Origin of the sequence: Arthrobacter sp. PAMC25284, from assembly GCF_019443425.1 — a bacterium.
GTDB classification, from domain to species: domain Bacteria; phylum Actinomycetota; class Actinomycetes; order Actinomycetales; family Micrococcaceae; genus Arthrobacter; species Arthrobacter oryzae_A.
In genome coordinates this window covers 2,995,984-3,016,862 of sequence record NZ_CP080382.1, presented here as the reverse complement: position 1 = coordinate 3,016,862, position 20,879 = coordinate 2,995,984, and the positions used below count along the sequence as shown (strand labels likewise).

Here is a 20,879-nt window from a genome sequence, read left to right as displayed (position 1 = left end):
CGGCAGCCGGACCTCCGGATTTATGAAATGGAAGCACTAAACAATGACGTTTGACACTGCCGACTCTGTAACCCTGAAGATTTGGGACCGGGCAACGATGCACCACACCCTTGACACCCTTGTGCACGATCTCTCGGTCCGGCACAACACCTCCAAGAGCAGCATCTCGGTGAACTGCAGCGGACCCAACACCTTTACCCTCAGCCTGAACCGCCGCACACCCCAGATTTCCGGCGGGGACCTGCTTTCCCGCTAGCAGCGCCCAGGCCCGGCTACGGGATGCGCCAGCCTCCCGCCGCCGGGCCTTCCGGCTACGCCAGACTGGCGCGGCTGGCAAGAATGTAATCAACCGCCGCGGGGCCCGTCATCCGAAGTCCGGGCCGCACGTAGCGGCGGTTGATTCGGCGCCGCTCGTCAAAGCCCAGCTTCGCCATCGCAGCCCAGAACGCTTTACAGGGCTCGGGTATTTGCCGGCGCAGCGCGCACCAGCTGATATACACCCCGTACAGCTCATCGTCGGTCAGCCCGTGGTCCTCCCCGGCGTCCGCAGCGATACAGTCCGAAATGAAACGCGAATAGTCTGACATCGTCATGACCGATCCCTCCCAATCCTGCTCAACTCTCTGACTCCTCCCGCGGAATGCCCCGTCAGGTGGCGGACGAGCCAAGCCCGTCACGTCCAGCATTCGGAGCCAGCCACGCTTTGGATGACTGCCAGCAAATAATATTTTTTCCTCCGCCATTTGCTGCCAAGTAGCCAGTGTCGGGCCCGCAGCAGCGTGCGGCGAAATTTTACTGACCCGCCCGGCGTTGCCGTCATCATGACAACTATTGGAATCATTGGTGCAGGAAACATCGGCAGCCAGATCGCCCGTAAGTCTGTGGAACTCGGCTACGACGTCGTGATCAGCAACTCGCGCGGGCCGGAAACGCTCACGGACCTGGTCGCGGAGCTCGGCCCCCGCGCCCGGGCCGCCACGGCGGCGGAAGCGGCGGCCGCCGGCGATTTCGCCGTCGTGACCGTCCCGCTGAAGAACATCTGCGATCTCCCCGCGGCGCCGCTGGCCGGCAAGATCGTGGTCGACACCAACAACTACTACTGGGAACGCGACGGCCACATCCCCGCCCTGGACAACGGTGAAACGACGACGTCGGAGATGCTGCAGGAGCGGCTGCCCGAGTCAAAGGTAGCGAAGGCTTTCAACCACATCTACTCCGCCGAGATCACCACGCACGGCACCCCGGCCGGCACGGAAAACCGCCGTGCCCTCGCCACCGCGAGCGACCACACCGAGGCCAGCAACCTGGTCACCCGGCTCTATAACGAGTTCGGCTTCGACACCGTGAACATCGGTGCCCTGTCCGAAAGCTGGCGGATCGAGCGCGACCGGCCCGGCTACGGACCGCGGCTGACGGCGGCCGGGCTCACCGAAAAGCTGGCCGAGGCGCCGCGCACCATCTGAGCCGACAGCCACGGCTGCGGCTCACACGGCTGCCTCAGCCGCGAACAACACAGCAGGCGACGCCGGCGGATACCCAACCGGGTTCCAGCCGTCGTCGCCTGCTGCGCGGGTGCCCCGACGTCGTCGTCTGCCGGAAATATGACGAAAATGTCCATGCCCCAGGCTGGTCACACCGCACGGCGCCTTCGGCCGCCGGGAATGGTCTTGAGCCGGCGTGACCGGAGTGCCACTGTCGATCAGCTTCGATTTTTCAGTCAGAACAGGAGAGGTGCTAGTCGTGACGTCAAACGATGGGCCGCTTCCGCGTGCTCACAAATAGCGGCGAACCGTTCTGAGGGACCGGAGAGGCACAGGGCAGCGCCGACAGGCCCATTTGGCAGTCGTATTGGAAGTGCCAGTCTGGCGGATCCTTGTTCTAATTCGTTGATTTCCGAGGCCTCGCCTTTTGACCGAATTTCCGCGAATTGCTCTTCCAGTTGTCCCCTGTCCGTGATGGTGTGCTGTGTCAGCTTCATCAACGGCCCCCTCGGGAGAGCGGAGGCCGAATCACTAAGTTCCGCAAGCATCAGTTTCCCTGCGGCAGACGCGTGTGGATACCGGAGCATTTCGAATGATGATTGGAGCGGATGATCCGGATCTTCATCGGCAATTCGGAGGGATGCGTTCCGGAACATGATGAGGTGCACGGCGAAACGGTATCCACTCCGGAACTCTTCCAATGCAGTGTGGGCTGCGGTAGGAACGGTTGGCGGGGTCGCAGCCGTAATCAGTCCTGAAAGCGCGTGTCCGAGTGCGAATCCGCGGAGGTCCGATGTGCGGGCCAGATATTCGTCCCCGACGAGCGCATTGAGCGTCCGGTAGGCGGTCGCCGGCGGCATCTGCAAAGTGTCGGTGATCTCTTTCGCCGTTGTCCCGGTGCCGAACCGTGCCACGATTTCCAAGATCCTGAGCGAGTTTGACGCCGTGCTGGGCCCCCGGTTTCCGGGCCTGTAGCTCATGGGATGGGACTTCCATGAAACAGGTCTGATTCCCGGGTCTCGTCGTAGATGCCCACGGACGCCAGACGCTCCGGAAACCGGAGATGAAGGAACAAGGCGTAAATGACGCTGGCGAGGAGGACACCGCCGTAGATGAAGATCTGCAGGTTGCCTGTGCGAATCGATACCGCCGCAGCCGTCCAGAGCACCCACCCGAGCGCCAGGCAAGTTGCTGCCGCCAGTATCCAGCTGGCGTAAGTGTTCTCCCCTATCCGGCGCAGGAAGAAGGGCAGGGACGCGCTGGCAAGGATGTAAGTCCCGAGGTATCCGAAGGCGCCCAGCGTGAAGAGGTTCACGAGGCCCCGCTCAGGACTGGCGCCGGAGATGATGATCGCGATGGGGACGATGGCAACTACCGGCATTACGACCATGATTGCCATCGAGGGGGTACGAAAGACGGGATGGGCCCGGCCGACTATTCGTGGCGCAACACCTTCTCTGCCCATACAGAAAAATATCCGGGCAAGGGCGTTCACGGATGCGATCGCGCACGCAAACCACGATGCTGCGATTCCCAAGTCAAGGACTGCGGCGAACACAGGGGAAGTCTGGAAAAACAGGTCAGACAACGGAGTGGAGCTGGCTGTAATGTTTGCCGGTGCCGCGTTGAGGGCTACGTCCTGGGCGGTCACGGCAAGAAGATAAAGCACGCCCGTCACAATGGGGGTCCACGTGATGGCCCGCGGGACGCTGATGAAGGGTTTGCGCGCCTCGCCTCCCAGAGTGGTCGGGCTTTCGAAGCCGACAAAGGCACTTATTGCTACGACAATTCCGATCGATAATGAATCAAAATTTCCGTTCCAAACAATGACATTCTCGACACTCACTTTCGGCGCGTTGAAGGCGAAGTAGACAATCAGGAGAACGGCGAGGACGCCAATTGAAATGGATTCCATCAATACCGTGGACCATGCGGATATCTGAATCCCTTTGACCATAAGAAAACAGGCGGCACCCGCTGCAGCAAGAACGACCAGCACCGCGGAAAACTTGGGATCCGCTACGGGAATCCCAAGATGAATAAACAGCTGAACGACATATGTTCCGACAACCAGAAGACTGGCCATGGCCACGAGTCCGTATCCGAACATGGCCGACCAGCCGACGGTAACGGCCGTCCGCTGGCCCAGTCCCTTCGCCGTATAGCTATAGAGGCCGCTGACAGCAGCCATGCGCTTTGCCATCGGTCGCAGACAGAGGGCGACCAGGACCATGACCGCCATAGCTGCGCCAAAAGTCAGCACAAGGTTCGGTCCAGTGGTTCCAAAGACAAGAGCGGGGAAGACGAGCGCCGGAATGACGGCCATGGCACCCGCCGGCGCCACGGCGGCCACTGCTTGCGCGAAAACCGGCAGGAACGAAAGTTTCCGGCGGTTCAGGCCCTCCACGGGAGAGCGGGGGGTGATGAAGCGATTGCCGCGGGCAGACACTGGGACCAACTTTCCCTCCGACGGGCCGGCCCCGCCTTGCTCATGAGGGACGTAAGCCATCGACCCGAGGTGCAAAACACTAGCATTCCCGGGCGAGGCAACGACAGTCGCGAGCATGTTTCGAATGTTTCCAACATGTTAACTGCAATGAGAAAATACAGCCTGGAATTTCTCACGTAAATTTCCTAAAAAGTCTCGACTAGATGATTTACCCGACGTAGTTTGGCTATGTGCAGGGAACGTGCGTGACCGGCATCACGCCAGCAGAGCTCGGTTAGCCCTCGATAAATAGAAGATGTCGAATTTGCATTCGATATCCTCCCAAAGCCTCAACCGGCGTTCTGGCGTGACCTAAAGCGCAGTCTCATATGCACCCAAAGATGAATAGTTCTGACAAAGACGAACAGTTCTGAAATCCAAGGAGAAAAACATGTCTATCGAAACTGATATCGAAACCGTTGTAGGGGCGCATCCTCTGGATCCGCTGTCCCGGGCCGAGATTTCCCGTGCGGTCGGGATTTTGAAGGAGGGCCAGGCCGCGGCGGAGACGTTCCGCTTCATCAGTGTTGAGTTGCGTGAGCCGTCCAAGGTGGCCCTGCGTGAAGGCAGCGAAACCGAACGCGAAGCCGACTCGGTCCTGATCGACCGCGGCACGGGAAACGCCTACGAAGCCATCGTTAACCTTGATGCCGGGATCGTCACGGGCTGGACGCAGCTGGCGACCGGCGTTCAGCCGCCGTTCATGCTCGATGAGTTCGCCGAGTGCGAGGAAGCCTGCCGGCAAGACCCGGACGTCATCAAGGCCCTCGCCGCCCGCGGCCTGACCGATCTTGGGCTGGTCTGCTTCGAACCGTGGTCCGTGGGTTACTTCGGCGAAGACGCCCAGGGCCAGCGCCTGATGCGCGCCCTGGTCTTCGTCCGCGAGAACCCTACCGACAGCCCCTATGCCCACCCGATCGAGAACTTCGTCGTCTTCTACGACCTCAGCTCCGGCAAGGTCGTCAAGGTCGAGGACAACGAGTCCATCCCGGTCCCCAGCGCCTCCGGTAACTACCTGCCCGAGTACGTCGGCCCGGCCCGCACCGACCTCAAACCCATCTCCATCACCCAGCCCGAAGGTGCTTCCTTCCAGGTCACCGGAAACCACGTCCAGTGGGCCGACTGGTCCTTCCGGGTCGGTTTCACCCCCCGCGAAGGCCTGGTCCTGCACCAGCTGAAGTTCCGCGACCAGGGCGTGGAGCGTCCGGTCATCAACCGCGCCTCCCTGTCCGAAATGGTCGTCCCCTACGGTGACCCGGCCCCCGTCCAGGCCAAAAAGAACGCCTTCGACTCCGGCGAATACAACATCGGCAACATGGCCAACTCCCTCACACTCGGCTGCGACTGCCTCGGCGAGATCAAGTACTTCGACGGCCACAGCGTGGACAGCCACGGCAACCCGTGGACGATCGAAAACGCGATCTGCATGCACGAAGAAGACGATTCCATCCTCTGGAAGCACTTCGATTTCCGCGAAGGCACCGCCGAAACCCGACGCAGCCGCAAACTCGTGATCTCCTTCATCGCCACCGTCGCGAACTACGAATACGCCTTCTACTGGCACCTGTTCCTGGACGGCAGCATCGAGTTCCTCGTCAAGGCCACCGGCATCCTCTCCACCGCAGCCCAGCACCCCGGCGAGAAAACCCCGTACGGCCAGGCACTGAACAACGACGGACTCTACGGACCCATCCACCAGCACATGTTCAACGTCCGGATGGACTTCGAACTCGACGGCCCGAAGAACTCCGTCTACGAAGTCGACATGGAAATCCCCGAAGACAACCCCACCCACACCGCCTTCAAGGCAGTGGACCGGCTCCTCGAAACCGAACAAGCAGCCATCCGCAAGGCAGACAGCTCCAAACACCGCTTCTGGAAAGTCGTCAACCACGACAGCAAGAACATCGTGGACGAACCCGTCGCCTACCGCCTCATCCCCACCAACGCCATCACCCTCGCCGCCGGCGACGAATCCTTCGTCAGCCAGCGCGCACCATTCGCCCGGAAAAACCTCTGGGTCACCGCCTACGACCGCACCGAACGCTTCGCAGCCGGGGAATTCCCGAACCAGTCCACCGGCGCCGATGACGGCCTGCACATCTGGACCCAAGCAGACCGGAACATCGTCGATGAAGACCTCGTCGTCTGGTACACCTTCGGCATGCACCACGTCGTCCGCCTCGAAGACTGGCCCGTCATGCCCCGCCAGAACATCGGCTTCATGCTCGAACCCCACGGCTTCTTCAACCAAAACCCCACCCTCAACCTCCCCAGCAACGACACCACACCCACCACCAACACCACACAGTGCTGCACCGGAAACTGACAGTCCTTAGTTAGGGTCACGGGAGCGCCTGAGCGGTTATCCGCCCACGGCGCTCCCGTCACCTCATCCCAAGAATCATCCTTTAACTCCACTCGCCGGGATCTCATCCCCGCGAGCTTTCCGCCTTTGACTCATCGAGAGAGGGCGGCCCACTCTCCGGGCGGGCCCGACTATGTCCAGCCCGCCGGACCCACTTCGCACCACCCTCAGGCCCAAGCAACAAACTCCGTCCCGTTTAGCTCACGACGACGTGACCACGTGATCCGAATAATCAAGCCATGTTGGGGCCATTGACCCAGGAGACAACGATGTCAAAAGAACAACAGCTGCCACCCCCAACACAGCATGCGACCAGGCATGTAAAGGGCGGGGTCGAGTATCAGAACGTCAGCGACGACTATATGAAAAACCGGCAGCTACGTCGCGGCAGCGCCGGTCCAGTACTGCTGGTCGGACTCGGCGTCGGCTACGTCATTGCCGGTCAATATGCCGGCTGGAACTTCGGCCTGGCCCAGGCCGGCTGGGGGGGCCTCCTGATCGCCCTGGTATTGATGGGAACCATGTACACAGCCATGTGTCTGTCCCTCGCGGAAATGTCGTCCATTATTCCGACAGCCGGCGGCGGCTACGGCTTCGCCCGCCGCGCCATGGGTCCCTGGGGAGGATTCCTTACGGGCACCGCTGTCTTGCTGGAATTTGTCCTCGCCCCGGCAGCAGTCGTCACGTTTATCGGAGCCTATCTTGAGACCCTGGTGGGCATTAGCGGTCCGCTCGTCTACTTGGTCTTCTACGCGGCCTTCATCACGCTCCACCTCTATGGGGTCAAGCATGTCCTCAAGCTGGTTTTCGGCATCGCGGTGGTTGCCGTATTTGGTTTGGCCGCCTGGTACGTCGGGATCATCCCGTATTTTGATGCCAGCCTCCTCCTCGACATCGAGCCCACAGATGCGGTGGGCGCCAGTGCCTTCCTGCCGTTCGGCATCGTGGGAGTCTGGGCAGCCCTGCCATACGCGATGTGGTTCTTCCTTGCAGTTGAAGGAGTTCCGCTCGCTGCAGAGGAAGCCCGTAACCCGGTGCGCGATATTCCCAGGGGACTCATCGGGGCGGTGCTTATTCTGACCGTCCTGTCCGCAGCGATCCTGGTGCTGGGACCAGGCGCCATCGGTTCAGCTGCCCTTCAGGAATCCGGCAACCCGCTCATCGACGCCCTCGGCGACGCGGCCCCGGCTTTGAGCTGGTTCGTCAACGTCATCGGACTCGTAGGGCTGGTGTCCAGCTTCTTCTGTATGATCTACGCCTACTCCAGGCAAACGTTCGCACTGTCCCGGGCAGGCTACCTCCCGCGGGTATTGTCCCTGACAAACGGCCGAAAGGTGCCCTTCCTGGCTCTGATCGTTCCAGGGATCATTGGCTTCCTGCTCACACTCGTCGGGTCCGGCGACCTGCTGATCCTCGTCTCCGTCTTCGGAGCCACGCTCTCCTACATTCTGATGATGCTCTCGCACATCATCCTCAGGGTTCGGGAGCCAAAGCTGGAGCGTCCTTACCGCACGCCCGGAGGAATCTTCACCTCTGCCACAGCGCTCGTCCTCGCCGTGGCTGCCCTGACCGCAGGTTTCGTCGTGGATCCCTCGGTGATTCTGTACGCCGCAGCAGCCTACGCGGTCATGATCGCCTACTTTGCCTTCTATAGCCGCCACCGGCTGGTTGCACAGGCGCCGGAGGAAGAATTCGCCGCTATCGAGGATGCCGAGGACGAACTCGAGTCCGTCAGCTCCCTGGACTCCGTCGACTCCAGAGCCTGACCGGCGGGCGTGGCCGGCCGGCAGATATTTTGGCTGCCGGCCACGCCTCTGTCCGTCCCGTTTTGTCGACCCGCAACATCCGTCCAGGTGCCTCATCGGCCGCGCCACTCGAAGGAGACTCCCATGCTGGCACCTTTGCTCAGCTTTCCAGTCAGCCTGATCCTCGCGGCCGGCACAGTTTTTTGTCTCACCAAGGCACTCCAGGGCAGCTCATGGGTACCCCGGTTGAACTACGGCGTTCATGCGCTCATGGCTTTAGGGATGCTGGGGATGGTCTGGCACAACATCGATCTGCCACTTCTGCCGCAGTTGCTGTTGTTTAGCACAGCGTCCTTTTGGTTCCTCTTGCAGGCCGTATCGCGGCATGAATTTAATCTCGTATGCCACGTCCGTTCCGAACGACTCACTTGCCTCTACCACGCCGCCATGCTGGCCGCGATGGTCTTTATGCTTGCCCTGCCTCATTCGGCGGTCCTCCAGGGACGTGCGGCCGCGCCTGTTCAACACAACGGGCATGCGTCCCATACCGGCCAGGCACTGACAGTCGCTCCTCCCGCAGCGTCTGAAGTCAGCGCGCTGTGGATTCAGCCAGCCGCTCAAGTCCTGGCCGTTCTTTTTGCCGCCGCCGTCCTGGCATGGCTCTTGCCGATGGACCGTGTCGCAGCAAAGCTGCGGTTCAGAAAAGCGCCCAGCATGAGCCGGCCCTCCCGGCATCGCCACGCCATCCTCGAGCGAACCTACGAGGCCGGGGCTGCACTGACGATGTCGCTGATGTTCGCCGCCACCAGCCTGCAGACTTGATTCCAGCCCTACTGCGTATGATGCTGCGGACGGGCCGGCGGCAGCGGGGGAGCTTTCGATGCAGACGAATGCGCAACTGCCGGGTCGTTGATGTTCACTGGCGACACCCCCGTTCCTTGCCCAACTTCGTCACTCTACTAGCCCGGCAGCCTTGAACAAGGGCCGGTTCAGGCTAAGCTGACTGACCTGTTGCTGCTGGATTCTTGGGGGGCGCAATGCTGAATTATTTTAGCGAAAGGCAGGAAGCGCTAAACGCTACTCCTGGGCGACGTATCTATAACGTTGTCTCTGCTGCCGTGATCCTTGCAGTCATGGCAGCGGTTTTCGCGGGCCTCGCACCTCTATGGATTTTCTGGGCGACCTTCGCTGGGTCCCGCGTTCTGGGCACCGCCCTGACCAGAAAATGGATCAGAGAAGACATACTCCGGGACTTCCGGGCCGGTCAGCCCCAGTAAGGTTCCTCAGCGGGCGACCCTAGAGTGCGGGAGCGGGCGAAAGTAACCGGTCAGGCAGCCGGCGAACGTACCGGCAAGACTCAGCCCCAGCGCGTGCCACAGCCTTATGGGGCCAACGATGTCACGGACAACGACCCCTCGGAACGGCAGCAGCAGCATGGACACGGCCACGAAGTTGATTGCCAGCACCACTGCGATCATCACCACGACGGAGCCCGGTGAGCGTATTTTTTGCCTGGCAGACTGCTTGGCGTAGTCCTGGGCAGTTCCGAACTCATCTACCGCTGGCGTCCCGGTGGCGCTCTCGTGGGCCCGGATCTCGTCCAGGATCCCGCGATCTCATCCTCCGGGAGCCCGCGGAAGCACAGGTTGAGAGCCAGGTCTCGTGCGTAGCCCATGATTGTCGCGGTCCAGGTGCGCGAATTTCTGTCACGGTTTCGTTCATGCTCTGCCAGGCCGCTGCCGAGTTCTCCAGTGCGCTGCGGCCTTGTTTCCGCGGCCCGTGGCATCATCTTGGCGGCGAGCTTTCCCGGCCTTGCCGCAATGCGATTCTGCCAGGCTCTCCGAAACCCACTCCCCTTTTGGCGAAACCCGGGCCGAACCTCGTGGTGAAGCGCCGAGCTACTCGGAGACCTCGCCGGTGGTCTCGTAGGTGCCGATCTTTCCGATGCGGCGCACGTGGCGCTCGGCATTGCTAAATGGTTCCGCCAGGAATGCCTCGATCAGTTCGGTGGCCTCCTCAACGGTGTGCTGGCGCCCGCCCACTGCCACGACGTTGGCGTCGTTGTGTTCGCGGGCCAGCTTGGCCGTGTCGAGGTTCCACGCCAGGGCAGCGCGCACGCCCTTGACCTTGTTCGCGGCGATCTGCTCGCCATTTCCGGAGCCGCCCAGCACTATCCCGAGTGCGTCCACGCCCGCGGCGCGGTCGGCCGCGACGGCGGTCGCGGCTTTGATGCAGAACGCGGGGTAGTCGTCCTCGGCGTCGTAGGCCGCAGGCCCGTGGTCCACCATCTCGTAGCCGTTGGCTGACAGCGCGGTGATGAGGTGGGAGCTGAGCTCCATGCCGGCGTGGTCGGTTGCGATGTGAACGCGCATGAGTGATCCTTCAGGCTTGGTGGGATGCGACGGTCGATCAAAGTTGCCGTCGCCGGTCAGTTAAAAAACGCTGGTCAGGTGAAAAGTTGCCGCATTCACGGGAGTGAACTCCACACTGCATCGGTGGATCACGGCTTAGCCGAAGGCGAGCTGGCCGTTCGCGCGCAGTGACTCGATGGCGTCCGCAGGCGAGGGCCTGCCGTACACGGCTGAACCGGCCACGAAGACGTTGGCGCCGGCCTCCGCGGCCCGGGTGATGGTTTCCTCCGTGATGCCGCCGTCGACCTGGATGGCCACGTTCACGCCCGAACCGTCGATTGCCGCGCGGGCACGGCGGATCTTGGGCAACATGACGTCCAGGAAGGCCTGGCCGCCAAAGCCTGGCTCCACCGTCATGATCAACAGCATGTCCAGTTCGGGGAGCATGTCCAGGTACGGTTCGACCGGGGTGGCCGGGCGCAGTGCCATGCCCGCTTTGGCCCCGCGCGCGCGAAGTTCGCGGGCGAGTTTGATCGGGGCGTCGGAGGCCTCGACGTGGAATGTCACCGAGGACAGGCCGGCGTCGGCGAACTGCGGCGCCCAGCGGTCCACGTTGGAAATCATCAGGTGGGCGTCCAATGGCACGGGGCTGACCTTTTGCAGCCGTTCCACGACGGGCAGGCCGATGGTCAGGTTCGGCACGAAGTGGTTGTCCATGACATCCACGTGCACGGCATCGGCGTTGCTGATGCGGGCCAGCTCTGCCTCGAGATTGACGAAGTCGGCCGAGAGGATGCTGGGGTTGATGCAGCACTGCAGGGGTGAAACGGACATGATGTCTGCCTTTCGGTGGCGGTCAGAGCTTTCGGATCAGCACCGGGGCGTGGAGACCCGGTGGGTCTCCACGCAACCGAGAGTGCTTGGTGGGTTAGGAGGCCGTCCGTGCGGTGGCGAGGGCGCCTTCGACGTCGGCCAGGAGTTCCTTCCAGCTGGCCACGAACTTGTCCAGGCCTTCGGATTCCAGCAGGGCGACTACCTCGTTGTAGGAGACGCCGAGGCCTTCGAGGGCGGTGAGTACGCTCTTTGCTTCCTTGTAGGTGCCGGTGATGCTGTCACCGGTGACTACTCCGTGGTCGAAGGTGGCGTCGAGGGTCTTTTCGGGCATGGTGTTCACGACGTCGGCAGCAACCAGTCCGGTGACGTACAGGGTGTCGGGGTAAGCCGGATCCTTGACGCCGGTGGAGGCCCACAGGGGACGCTGCGGGAGTGCGCCGGCTTCCGCCAGGACTGCCCAGCGCCCGGTGGAGAAAAGATCTTCGTAGACCTGGTAGGCGAGGCGGGCATTGGCAACGCCTGCCTTGCCCTTGAGTGCCTTGGCTTCCTCGGTACCGAGGGCATCGAGGCGCTTGTCGATCTCGGAGTCCACCCGGGAGACGAAGAACGATGCCACCGAGTGGATCGTGGAGAGATCGTGGCCGTTTTCCTTGGCCAGTTCCAGGCCGGACTGGAATGCGTTGATGACTGCCCGGTAGCGCTTCAAGGAGAAGATCAGGGTGACGTTGACGCTGATGCCTTCGCCCAGGGTTGCAGTGATGGCCGGGAGGCCTTCGAGCGTGGCCGGGATCTTAATAAGGACGTTGTCCTTGTCGACCTTCTTGTAGAGGTGTTTGGCCTCAGCAATTGTGCCTTCGGTGTCCCACGCCAGGCGGGGGTCGACCTCGATGGAGACACGGCCGTCGACGCCCTTGGTGGCGGCGGCGACCGGAGCGAAGAGGTCGCAGGCGTCAGCGACGTCGGCGGTGGTGATCTCGAAAATCGTCTCTTCGACGCTGGCACCGGCCGCGGCCTGCGCTGCGATCTTTGCGTCATAGTCCGTGCCGGAGGTAATCGCGGCCTGGAAGATGGACGGATTGGTGGTCACGCCAACGACGTTCTTTTCGTCGATGAGCTTCTGGAGGCTGCCGCTGGAGAGCCGTTCGCGGGAGAGGTCGTCCAACCAGATGGACACACCGGCGGCGGAAAGCTGGGCGGTGGGTGTTGCGTTGGTCATGGTTTCTGCTTCTTCCTTCGAAAATGATGGACGGCTGACAGCTTGCGGCGGCGCCTCGGGAGCCCCGGGTGGGGCGGTGCCGCGGCGCCGGCCGCAAGCTGTTGCGCGGGTTAGTTTCCTGCGGCGGCGAAGGAGTCCTTGGCGGCGGCAGCGACCGCTTCTGCCGTGATGCCGAACTCCTGGAACAGACGCTTGTAGTCTGCTGAGGCGCCAAAGTGCTCAAGGCTGATGGAACGGCCGGCGTCGCCGACGAATTCCTTCCAGCCCAGGGCCAGGCCGGCCTCGACGGAGACGCGGGCCTTGACGGCGACGGGAAGAACGGACTCGCGGTAGGCGGCGTCCTGTTTGTTGAACCACTCGACGCACGGCATGGAGATGACGCGGGTTGCGATGCCTTCGGCCTGGAGGGCTTCGCGGGCCTGGACGGCCAGCTGGACCTCGGAGCCGGTGGCGATCAGCAGCACCTGAGCCGGGACGGTTGCGCCGTCCTTGGATGCCTCGGCCAGCACGTAGCCGCCCTTGGCCACCCCGGCGGAGGAACCGAAGGTGTCACCCGCGGCTGCGCCGGTGCCGCGGGCATAGGTCGGGATGTTCTGACGGGTCAGGATCAGGCCTGCCGGGTTCTCGTGGTTCTCCAGCACGGTCTTCCAGGCGACCCCCACTTCGTTGGCGTCGCCTGGACGAACGACGTCCAGGCCCGGAACTGCACGCAGGGTGGAGAGCTGTTCGACCGGCTGGTGGGTGGGTCCGTCTTCGCCCAGGCCGATGGAGTCGTGGGACCACACATAGATGGACGGGACTCCCATGAGGGCGCCGAGCCGGATGGCCGGGCGCTGGTAGTCACTGAAGATCAGGAACGTGCCGGAGAACGCGCGGGTGGGTCCGTGCAGGACGATGCCGTTCACGATCGACGCGGCGGCGTGCTCTCGGATGCCGAAGTGCAGCACCCGGCCGTACGGGTTTCCCTTCCACGATTCCGTGGAGCGGGAGGCCGGGATGAACGACGGCGAGCCTTCGATGGTGGTGTTGTTGGACTCGGCGAGGTCGGCCGAACCGCCCCAGAGTTCGGGCATTACCGGGCCGATGGCGCTCAAAACCTTGCCGGACGCGGCGCGGGTGGAGACGTCCTTGCCGGCTTCGAAGACCGGCAGGACGGCGTCAAGTTCGACCGGAAGCTTCTTGGACTCGATGCGCTCCAACAAGGCCGCATTTTCGGGGTTGGCTGCCTGCCAGGCGTTGAAGGACTCTTCCCATTCCTGGTGGGCAGCGGCACCGCGGTCCACGACGGAGCGGGCGTGGGCCAGGACGTCCTGGTCAACTTCAAAGGACTTGGCCGGATCGAAGCCCAGGACCTGCTTGAGGCCGGCAACTTCCTCAGCACCCAGGGCCGAACCGTGGATCTTGCCGGTGTTCTGCTTCTTGGGCGCCGGGTAACCGATGATGGTGCGCAGCGAGATGATGGAGGGCTTGGAGGTCTCGGCCTTCGCAGCCAGGAGCGCGGAATAGAGCTCCTGGACGTCTTCGACGTATTCGCCCGTTTCGGTCCAATCCACGCGCTGGGTGTGCCAGCCGTAAGACTCGTAGCGCTTGAGAACGTCTTCGGTGAAGGCGATGTCCGTGTCGTCTTCGATGGAGATGTGGTTCTCATCGTAGATAACAACGAGGTTACCCAGTTCCTGGTGCCCGGCCAGGGATGAAGCCTCGGAGGTCACGCCTTCCTGGATGTCGCCGTCGGAGGCAATGACCCAGATGGTGTGGTCGAACGGGCTCTCGCCGGCCGGAGCATCGGCGTCGAACAGGCCGCGCATCCGGCGCTGCGAGTAGGCGAAGCCCACCGAGGAGGCCAGACCCTGACCCAGCGGGCCAGTGGTGATTTCCACACCGGCGGTGTGCTTGTATTCCGGGTGGCCCGGGGTCAGGGAATCCCAGGTGCGCAGGGCCTGCAGGTCCTTCAGTTCCAGGCCATAGCCGGAGAGGAACAACTGGATGTAAAGGGTCAGCGAGGAGTGACCGGGTGACAGGATGAAACGGTCACGTCCCAGCCAGTCCGGGTTCTTCGGGTCGTGACGCATGAGCTTCTGGAAGAGAAGGTAGGCGGCCGGTGCAAGACTCATGGCCGTGCCGGGGTGGCCGTTGCCGACCTTCTCGACGGCGTCAGCGGCCAAAACGCGGCTCGTGTCCACGGCGCGCTGGTCAACGGCCGTCCAGGTGAGAGTTGCTGCTTCAGTACCTGTGGTGCTGTGTGCGGTAGACATCGCAGTTGCTGTCGGATTCACGATTTGTCCCCTTCGATTCGGTCATCGGCCGGTAGCGGCCGAATGGATGATTTGTGGTTGATATCCATCGTCTCGAAACAAATGGGTAGGGGTAACACTGTTTTCTGACGGTTCTTACTACCCTTTATGACTGGTCAGGCGTTTCAGTACTCGGTAGACTATCCGGATGAGCACAGCTACCAACCAGCCACTGAAAGAATCCACCGTGCCACTTCCAGACCTGCCGTGGCCGCTGTTGCAGAGCGTGGCAGCATTGGCAGATGCTCCCCTGACCCAGATAGCAGAGCGGTTACGTCAGGCAACGCTCCCCTATCAGGCAAGCAGCGCGCTGGTCATCTTCACCGAAGACTGCACCGGGCGGCCGCAGAAGAAGGCGGGCGCTGAGGAAATTATTTCGCGGGTTTCCATCGCCGAGCTGGACACGCTTCGCGCCACCCTTTCGGATGATTCACCCTGGTACGGGGAAGCCGAGCTCGCCGGCCGGACCCGCTCCGTACTCGCACTGAAACACGCCTCCAGCCGGGCCCTCCTCGTCCTCACGGATCCTCGCCCGGCCGATGCAGAGAACAACACCGGGCTGGACTGGGTGACGTATCTGTGGAGCATTGTTGCCCGGCGCATCCAGGAGAAAGTCGCCGACGCGCCGCCGTCGTACCTGCTGGAATCGCGGGCAGCGTCAGCTGAACGGATCCGCGTGACGGCGGAACTGACCGATCTGCACTCCACGACCCTCGAGACCCTCCTGGCAGCCCTGCGCTCATCCTCCTTGGACGATGCAGCGGCCCGCTCAGCCGTCACTGACCTCACCGCCAAGGCCCTGGTGGGGCTCCGCACCCTCAGCGACCGCACTACCGACTTGGTGGAAGAGCCCGTCGCCACGTCTTTCGAACGCCTGCGGGAGGACCTGCGACCGCTCACGCGCTTCAGCGGCATTGATGTCGAGTTCATCGAACCGCCGCTCAATGGCAGGGCCCTCCCCGGCGAAGTTGCCCACGCAGCACGGGCTATTGTCCGCGGACTTGTGCTGGCCATGATGGAACAGCCCAAAGTCAGCAGAATCCGGACGCAGTGGGACTGCGACGGCGAAAACCTGCTGATCAACGTACGCGACGACGGCGGCGGTGAACTCTCCGCCGACGCGCCGAGCATCGGCCGCCTGGACCGCCGGGTCCAGGCGCTCACCGGACGCCTGCGGGTCGACGTCATGCCAGGCTGGGGCGCAGACGTCTTCGTCACACTCCCCTTGGATCCGCCGTCGCGCCCGGCCGGGGATGTCGCCGGATGGAACCTTGCAGCCCGGGAACTCGAAGTGCTTCAGCGCCTGGCCGCTGGAGAACGCAACCGCACTATCGCCGTAACGCTGGGCATCAGCGAGAATACGGTCAAGTTCCACGTGCGGAACCTGTTCAGGAAGCTCGACGTCGGATCCCGCACAGAGGCCATCGCCCTGGCCCACAGTCACGGACTCCGGTGACAGTTTAAGGACCCGGCAGCACCGGGACGATCTGTGCTCCGTCCAGGCGCGACGGCACCTGGGGACGGCGGACGAATCGCGGACAGGTTGCCGTAGTCGGGTGGAGCCCCTCGAGGTATCGCTCGGAACGGAACCGTTAGTGCGTTGCGGTCACATCAGACAGCGATCAGTGACAGCCGGTCCCGGTTGCGTTCTGGCTCCGCACTGCCTGTCAACATCATGCGGCCTTCCTGGTGCATCTTGGAAATATCAAGACTACGAACCGTTTCGCCGAATACTTCGTCGGGGTCGAGGCGGCGGAGTTCTTCGGCGAGGCAGGCTTTGAGGCTGCGGCGTGGCAGGGAGATCCGCTGGGCGGGTTGTCCGGGCTGGGTGAGTTCCGCGACGGTCTGGCCCGGGCGGAGCAGTTGGATGTCGCCGCTGCGCCGGCGCAGGCGGACCCGGCGGATCCCGGTCCCGGCGGGGTCCGCGACGATCGTGACGGGGACGTCCAGGGCCAGGGTGAGCCAGGCCGCGAGGAGCGCGGTGCTGGGAGAGTCGGAGGCGCCTTCGACTTCGACGGCGGTCACGGGGGAGTCGTCGGCCTGGTCCAGGACGGCGGCGAGCTGGATCCGCCAGTTCGTCAGCCGGGTCCAGGCGAGGTCCGTGTCGCCGGCTTTGTAGGTGCGGCGGATGTTCTCCAGCGCGGCCAGCGGTTCCGCCTCGCTGCCGGAGTCGGTGATCCGTCGGTGCGCGATCCGGCCGATGGAGGACTGGTAGGCGTTGTTCGGGGCATCGTGCGGCCACCAGGCGACAATCGGGGCGTCCGGCAGCAGCAGGGCCGCGACCAGGGATTCGCTTTCCCCCGCGAGTTCACCGGAGCCGCGGAGCACGATCACTTCGGAGGCGCCGGCGTCCCCGCCGACCCGGATCTGGGCATCGAGCCGGGTCGGGGCCTCCGCCCCGGCGTCGGCCAGGACAATGATCCGGCACGGGTGTTCGCGGCTGGCTTCGTTCGCGGCCTCGATGGCGTCCTCTTCGAACCCGGACCGGGTGATGACCACCAGGGTCAGCACCCGGCCCAGGGCAATCACGCCGCCTTGCTCGCGCAGGGACATGATTTTCTTGGAAATCTTCGAGGTGGTTGTATCGGGAAGATCTACGATCATGGCCTTCTCCAGGTTCGTCCGTCACGGGCAAGGAGTTCATCGGCGGAGGCAGGACCCCAGCTGCCGGGCGCGTAGGGTTCGGGCTGTTCGTTCAAGGACGCCCAGTAGTCCTCGAACGGGTCCAGGATCTTCCAGGACAGCTCGACTTCGGCGTGCCGGGGAAACAGCGGCGGCTCGCCCAGGAGCACATCGAGGATCAGCCGCTCATACGCTTCGGGGCTGGATTCGGTAAAGGAATGCCCGTAGCCGAAGTCCATCGTCACATCACGGACTTCCATCTGCGTGCCAGGGACCTTGGACCCGAACCGGATCGTCGCGCCCTCATCGGGCTGGACCCGGATCACGACGGCGTTCTGGCCGAAGTCATCCTCGCCGTGGTCGGTGAAGAGCAGGTTCGGGGCGCGTTTGAACACCACGGCGATCTCCGTCACGCGCCGGCCCAGCCGTTTGCCGGCCCGCAGGTAAAACGGCACCCCGGACCAGCGCCGGGTATTGATATCGACCCGGATCGCGGCGAACGTCTCGGTCCGGGAATCAGCCGGGATCCCGTCCTCATCCAGGTACCCGACCACCTTTTCCCCACCCTGCCAGCCGCCGGTGAACTGCCCCCGCGCGGAGTGGGTCGAGAGGTCCTCCGGAAGCCGGACCGCGGCCAGGACCTTTTCCTTCTCCGCCCGCAGATCATCGGCGTTAAAGGAGATGGGCTCCTCCATCGCGGTCAGCGCCAGGAGCTGGAGCAGGTGGTTCTGGATGACATCCCGGGCCGCGCCCACCCCGTCGTAATAGCCCGCCCGGCCGCCGGTACCAATGTCCTCGGCCATCGTGATCTGAACATGGTCGACGTAATTCGCGTTCCACAGCGGTTCGAAAAGCTGGTTCGCGAAGCGCAGCGCCAAAATATTCTGGACCGTCTCCTTACCCAGATAATGGTCGATCCGGAACACCGCATCCGGCGGGAACACCGACTCAACAATCCCATTCAGCTGCCGGGCCGAGGCCAGGTCATGCCCGAACGGCTTCTCAATCACCACCCGCCGCCACTTATCACCCTCGGCCTGGGCCAGGCCGTGCCTGGAAAGCTGACGGCAGACCAGTTCAAAGGCCTTGGGCGGGACGGACAAATAAAACGCGTGGTTCCCGCGCGTCCCGCGCTGCTCATCGAGCTCATCGATCGTCTCCGAAAGCCGCTTAAACGCGTCGTCATCGTCGAACTCGCCCTGCACAAAACGGATACCCTCCGAGAGCTGCTCCCAGACCGCCTCATCAAACGGGGTCCGGGCGTAGGCCTTCACCGATTCCTTCACCTCAGCGGCGAAATCCTCGTTATCCCACTCCCGCCGGGCAAACCCGACCAGCGCAAAACTCGGCGGCAACAACCCCCGGTTCGAAAGGTCATAAACCGCCGGCATCAGCTTCTTCCGGGCAAGATCACCCGTCACCCCAAAAAGGACAAGCGAGGACGGCCCGGCAATACGATTCAGACGACGATCCCGCGGATCCCGCAACGGATTACGCCCGGATCTGACTTTCGGTTCAGCGTGAATAACAGACATTCTTGCCTTCTAACTTTCGGCAGGCAGTGCGGTCGTCGATTGGCGGTCAGGAGAGTATCTGCTCGCGGGTCTCCCCAAAGGGAACCGTGCCGCTTAGCGCGAGCGTGTATCGGCCGGGATCATGGCGGGTGACCAGGATGCCGGCGGACCGTTGGGGCATCGCTATCTGCCTGAGCGCTGCTTCTGCATCGTCGAGCAACCCGTAAAGCCGACCGGGGTCGGTAACGACAACTTCCAACTGCTTGGTGGCCTGACTATGCATGATGAACAGCTTCCTTCCCAGAGATGTGGATCCCCAATGTGTCAACACCTCATCGGTGGGGTGTCGTGTGTGTCTTAGAACTGCTGGTCCGGGAATCTGCGACTTCCCCGGGGTTTCTTGAATCAAGCCTTATTGTTTCCGCCCAACCACTGCCGGCGGCGGCATCCCTCCGACGGGTCCCAGTCATGAATTTCCACGACTTCGGGCCCCTGATGTTGCAGGGGGCTGCGACGGAGGTGGCGTCCCGCGCTCTTGCAAGAGCACGGGACGCCACCGTCAATCGGAGGGTTAGCTGATGGCTGCGCGGAGTTCCTTGGCTGCCAGAGCCGGGTCGGCTGCGCCGTAGATGGCGCCGCCGGCGACGGCGACATCGGCGCCGGCCTGCTGGACGGCTTTGATGGTGGCGAGCTTCACGCCGCCGGCGACGGAGAACGGAACGCGGGCCTCTTCACCGGCGCGGAGCAGCCCGTTCAGGTCAAAACCGGGCTGGGCCTGCTCGTCCAGGCCAGCGTGCATCTCAACGAACTTCGCACCCAGGGCGCGGGCTTCCTTGGCGCGGGAGACCTTGTCCGCCACACCGATAAGGTCAACGACGATGCCCTTGTTGTGCGCCTGGGCTGCCTTGACCGCACCGGCGATAGTGGAATCGTCAGCGGTGCCGAGCACGGTGACCAGGTCAGCGCCGGCCTTGAAAGCGATGTCGGCTTCAAGCTCGCCGGCATCCATGGTCTTCATATCAGCGAAGACAATCTTGTCCGGGTGCGCGTTCTTGACAGCGGTGACGGCCGAGAGACCGGCAGCCTTGATCAGGGGGGTGCCGAGCTCAATGATGTCAACGTACTCGGCGACCTTGGCGGCCAGTTCGAGAGCGTCTTCGACCGTGAGGACATCCATAGCAACCTGAAGTTTCATGATTTTTGTCTCTTTCTATAGGGAATTGCAGTTGGTGTGAAAAGTGGAGGCCTCGGCTATTCGAGGTTGGCGTGCCGCAGCCAAAGGTCTTCGGCCGGTGCGTCGGTGATGTCCCACAGCGACTGGAAGATGGTCTCGGTGGCGAGGAAAAGTACCTGCTCGAACAACGACCCTGAGTACTGGCGGGAAACGCTGGAGCCGTGATCGGTCTTCTGGGCGGCGGGAATGATCACCAGCGCGTCGGCGAGTCCAGCGAGCGGTGAATCCGGGTTCGTGGTGAACGCGGCAATGCGCGCTCCGGCCTTCGCTGCGGTTTCCGCTGACTTGACCACTCCCGACGTCGTTCCCGATCCGGAGGCCACCAGGAGCAGGTCGCCGGAACTGATTGCGGGAGTGGTGGTATCACCGGCGACGTGGACGGTCATGCCCAGGTGCATCAGCCGCATGGCAGCCATTCTCAGCACCAGACCGCTGCGGCCTGCTCCGGCGACGAACACCCGGCCTGTCTGGCTGAGGTGACCGGCCAGGCCTGCCATCTCCTGCTCGTCGATTTTGGCCGCGGTATCCGCGATCTCATCCCTGACGAGGGACAGGTTGCGGACGATGTCATCTGTGGTGCTGTACACGGTACGCACCTCATTTGCTGTCAAACTCATGATTTGTCCCCTTCGGTTCGGTCATCCGCCGGTTGGGGCGAATGGATGCTTTCTGGTTGATATCCATGATCCCGAAGCAACCGGGTGGGGGTAACACTGTTTTCTGACGGTTCTG

The 20,879-nt window shown here is 62.9% G+C and carries 19 protein-coding genes; 6 read left to right on the top strand and 13 right to left on the bottom strand.

The annotated features are described in order from the left end of the window. The first annotated feature begins 43 nt into the window (after positions 1 to 43). Positions 44 to 256 carry a hypothetical protein gene (locus KY499_RS13920; protein ID WP_123255466.1) on the top strand — a complete coding sequence of 71 codons (213 nt, stop codon included), beginning with the start codon at positions 44 to 46 and terminating at the stop codon, positions 254 to 256. A gap of 55 nt (positions 257 to 311) precedes the next feature. Here the strand turns inward: KY499_RS13920 and KY499_RS13915 are convergent, their stop codons facing one another. Then, positions 312 to 593 carry a hypothetical protein gene (locus KY499_RS13915; protein WP_123255465.1) on the bottom strand — a complete coding sequence of 94 codons (282 nt, stop codon included), beginning with the start codon at positions 591 to 593 and terminating at the stop codon, positions 312 to 314. Positions 594 to 821: 228 nt separating this feature from the next. On the opposite strand from KY499_RS13915, the gene KY499_RS13910 reads away from it, so the two are divergent. Next, positions 822 to 1,463 carry an NADPH-dependent F420 reductase gene (locus KY499_RS13910; RefSeq protein WP_219885632.1) on the top strand — a complete coding sequence of 214 codons (642 nt, stop codon included), beginning with the start codon at positions 822 to 824 and terminating at the stop codon, positions 1,461 to 1,463. Positions 1,464 to 1,717: 254 nt separating this feature from the next. On the opposite strand, the gene KY499_RS13905 is transcribed toward KY499_RS13910, so the two are convergent. Beyond that, positions 1,718 to 2,395 (bottom strand): IclR family transcriptional regulator, encoded by a 678-nt coding sequence (locus tag KY499_RS13905; protein ID WP_258191106.1) that lies wholly within the window; start codon positions 2,393 to 2,395, stop codon positions 1,718 to 1,720. Between the two features lie 62 nt (positions 2,396 to 2,457). After that, positions 2,458 to 3,930, bottom strand: a complete 1,473-nt coding sequence (locus KY499_RS13900; RefSeq protein WP_258190790.1) for an APC family permease — start codon at positions 3,928 to 3,930, stop codon at positions 2,458 to 2,460. A gap of 430 nt (positions 3,931 to 4,360) precedes the next feature. Between KY499_RS13900 and KY499_RS13895 the strand changes: the two genes are divergently transcribed. From KY499_RS13895 to KY499_RS13885, 3 genes are all read left to right on the top strand, one after another. Then, a complete protein-coding gene (locus KY499_RS13895; RefSeq protein ID WP_219885630.1) occupies positions 4,361 to 6,298 on the top strand; it encodes a primary-amine oxidase in 1,938 nt (645 codons plus the stop codon). 308 nt (positions 6,299 to 6,606) lie between these two features. Then, positions 6,607 to 8,103, top strand: coding sequence for an ethanolamine permease (gene eat / locus KY499_RS13890; RefSeq protein ID WP_123254891.1), 1,497 nt, complete (start codon positions 6,607 to 6,609; stop codon positions 8,101 to 8,103). Positions 8,104 to 8,226: 123 nt separating this feature from the next. Beyond that, positions 8,227 to 8,904, top strand: a complete 678-nt coding sequence (locus KY499_RS13885) for a DUF5134 domain-containing protein (protein ID WP_219885629.1) — start codon at positions 8,227 to 8,229, stop codon at positions 8,902 to 8,904. 461 nt (positions 8,905 to 9,365) lie between these two features. On the opposite strand, the gene KY499_RS13880 is transcribed toward KY499_RS13885, so the two are convergent. The 5 genes from KY499_RS13880 to tkt all read right to left on the bottom strand — a co-directional run bounded on the left by KY499_RS13880 (position 9,366) and on the right by tkt (position 14,738). Beyond that, complete coding sequence (locus KY499_RS13880) at positions 9,366 to 9,566, bottom strand: hypothetical protein (RefSeq protein ID WP_219885628.1); 201 nt, start codon at positions 9,564 to 9,566, stop codon at positions 9,366 to 9,368. A gap of 414 nt (positions 9,567 to 9,980) precedes the next feature. Beyond that, complete coding sequence (locus KY499_RS13875) at positions 9,981 to 10,454, bottom strand: ribose-5-phosphate isomerase (RefSeq protein ID WP_123254032.1); 474 nt, start codon at positions 10,452 to 10,454, stop codon at positions 9,981 to 9,983. 135 nt (positions 10,455 to 10,589) lie between these two features. After that, on the bottom strand, positions 10,590 to 11,267 hold the full coding sequence (rpe, locus tag KY499_RS13870; protein WP_123253920.1) for a ribulose-phosphate 3-epimerase: 678 nt from the start codon (positions 11,265 to 11,267) through the stop codon (positions 10,590 to 10,592). Between the two features lie 94 nt (positions 11,268 to 11,361). Next, a complete protein-coding gene (gene tal, locus KY499_RS13865) occupies positions 11,362 to 12,483 on the bottom strand; it encodes a transaldolase (protein WP_219885627.1) in 1,122 nt (373 codons plus the stop codon). A gap of 110 nt (positions 12,484 to 12,593) precedes the next feature. Next, on the bottom strand, positions 12,594 to 14,738 hold the full coding sequence (tkt, locus tag KY499_RS13860) for a transketolase (protein WP_219885626.1): 2,145 nt from the start codon (positions 14,736 to 14,738) through the stop codon (positions 12,594 to 12,596). A gap of 187 nt (positions 14,739 to 14,925) precedes the next feature. Between tkt and KY499_RS13855 the strand changes: the two genes are divergently transcribed. Further along, positions 14,926 to 16,233, top strand: coding sequence for a response regulator transcription factor family protein (locus KY499_RS13855; protein WP_219885625.1), 1,308 nt, complete (start codon positions 14,926 to 14,928; stop codon positions 16,231 to 16,233). A gap of 155 nt (positions 16,234 to 16,388) precedes the next feature. Here KY499_RS13855 and KY499_RS13850 read toward each other — a convergent pair whose 3' ends face one another. From KY499_RS13850 to hxlB, 5 genes are all read right to left on the bottom strand, one after another. Continuing rightward, positions 16,389 to 17,381, bottom strand: coding sequence for a glucose-6-phosphate dehydrogenase assembly protein OpcA (locus KY499_RS13850; protein WP_219885624.1), 993 nt, complete (start codon positions 17,379 to 17,381; stop codon positions 16,389 to 16,391). Beyond that, complete coding sequence (gene zwf, locus KY499_RS13845; protein WP_219885623.1) at positions 17,378 to 18,934, bottom strand: glucose-6-phosphate dehydrogenase; 1,557 nt, start codon at positions 18,932 to 18,934, stop codon at positions 17,378 to 17,380. The genes KY499_RS13850 and zwf overlap by 4 nt, the downstream gene beginning before the upstream one ends. Positions 18,935 to 18,980: 46 nt before the next feature. Continuing rightward, positions 18,981 to 19,196 carry a hypothetical protein gene (locus tag KY499_RS13840; RefSeq protein ID WP_123253655.1) on the bottom strand — a complete coding sequence of 72 codons (216 nt, stop codon included), beginning with the start codon at positions 19,194 to 19,196 and terminating at the stop codon, positions 18,981 to 18,983. 288 nt (positions 19,197 to 19,484) lie between these two features. After that, a complete protein-coding gene (gene hxlA, locus KY499_RS13835) occupies positions 19,485 to 20,108 on the bottom strand; it encodes a 3-hexulose-6-phosphate synthase (RefSeq protein ID WP_219885622.1) in 624 nt (207 codons plus the stop codon). 56 nt (positions 20,109 to 20,164) lie between these two features. Then, positions 20,165 to 20,764 carry a 6-phospho-3-hexuloisomerase gene (gene hxlB, locus KY499_RS13830; RefSeq protein ID WP_123253677.1) on the bottom strand — a complete coding sequence of 200 codons (600 nt, stop codon included), beginning with the start codon at positions 20,762 to 20,764 and terminating at the stop codon, positions 20,165 to 20,167. Positions 20,765 to 20,879 lie beyond the last annotated feature (115 nt).

What these genes read in the sequence shown, in the direction of transcription:
- hxlA (WP_219885622.1), bottom strand. Translation starts at nt 20,108, where the DNA reads ATGAAACTTCAGGTTGCTATGGATGTCCTCACGGTCGAAGACGCTCTC.
- KY499_RS13850 (WP_219885624.1), bottom strand. Translation starts at nt 17,381, where the DNA reads ATGATCGTAGATCTTCCCGATACAACCACCTCGAAGATTTCCAAGAAA.
- KY499_RS13910 (WP_219885632.1), top strand. Translation starts at nt 822, where the DNA reads ATGACAACTATTGGAATCATTGGTGCAGGAAACATCGGCAGCCAGATC.
- tal (WP_219885627.1), bottom strand. Translation starts at nt 12,483, where the DNA reads ATGACCAACGCAACACCCACCGCCCAGCTTTCCGCCGCCGGTGTGTCC.
- KY499_RS13855 (WP_219885625.1), top strand. Translation starts at nt 14,926, where the DNA reads ATGAGCACAGCTACCAACCAGCCACTGAAAGAATCCACCGTGCCACTT.
- tkt (WP_219885626.1), bottom strand. Translation starts at nt 14,738, where the DNA reads ATGTCTACCGCACACAGCACCACAGGTACTGAAGCAGCAACTCTCACC.
- KY499_RS13895 (WP_219885630.1), top strand. Translation starts at nt 4,361, where the DNA reads ATGTCTATCGAAACTGATATCGAAACCGTTGTAGGGGCGCATCCTCTG.
- KY499_RS13885 (WP_219885629.1), top strand. Translation starts at nt 8,227, where the DNA reads ATGCTGGCACCTTTGCTCAGCTTTCCAGTCAGCCTGATCCTCGCGGCC.
- rpe (WP_123253920.1), bottom strand. Translation starts at nt 11,267, where the DNA reads ATGTCCGTTTCACCCCTGCAGTGCTGCATCAACCCCAGCATCCTCTCG.
- KY499_RS13920 (WP_123255466.1), top strand. Translation starts at nt 44, where the DNA reads ATGACGTTTGACACTGCCGACTCTGTAACCCTGAAGATTTGGGACCGG.
- KY499_RS13875 (WP_123254032.1), bottom strand. Translation starts at nt 10,454, where the DNA reads ATGCGCGTTCACATCGCAACCGACCACGCCGGCATGGAGCTCAGCTCC.
- eat (WP_123254891.1), top strand. Translation starts at nt 6,607, where the DNA reads ATGTCAAAAGAACAACAGCTGCCACCCCCAACACAGCATGCGACCAGG.
- hxlB (WP_123253677.1), bottom strand. Translation starts at nt 20,764, where the DNA reads ATGAGTTTGACAGCAAATGAGGTGCGTACCGTGTACAGCACCACAGAT.
- KY499_RS13915 (WP_123255465.1), bottom strand. Translation starts at nt 593, where the DNA reads ATGACGATGTCAGACTATTCGCGTTTCATTTCGGACTGTATCGCTGCG.
- KY499_RS13840 (WP_123253655.1), bottom strand. Translation starts at nt 19,196, where the DNA reads ATGCATAGTCAGGCCACCAAGCAGTTGGAAGTTGTCGTTACCGACCCC.
- zwf (WP_219885623.1), bottom strand. Translation starts at nt 18,934, where the DNA reads ATGTCTGTTATTCACGCTGAACCGAAAGTCAGATCCGGGCGTAATCCG.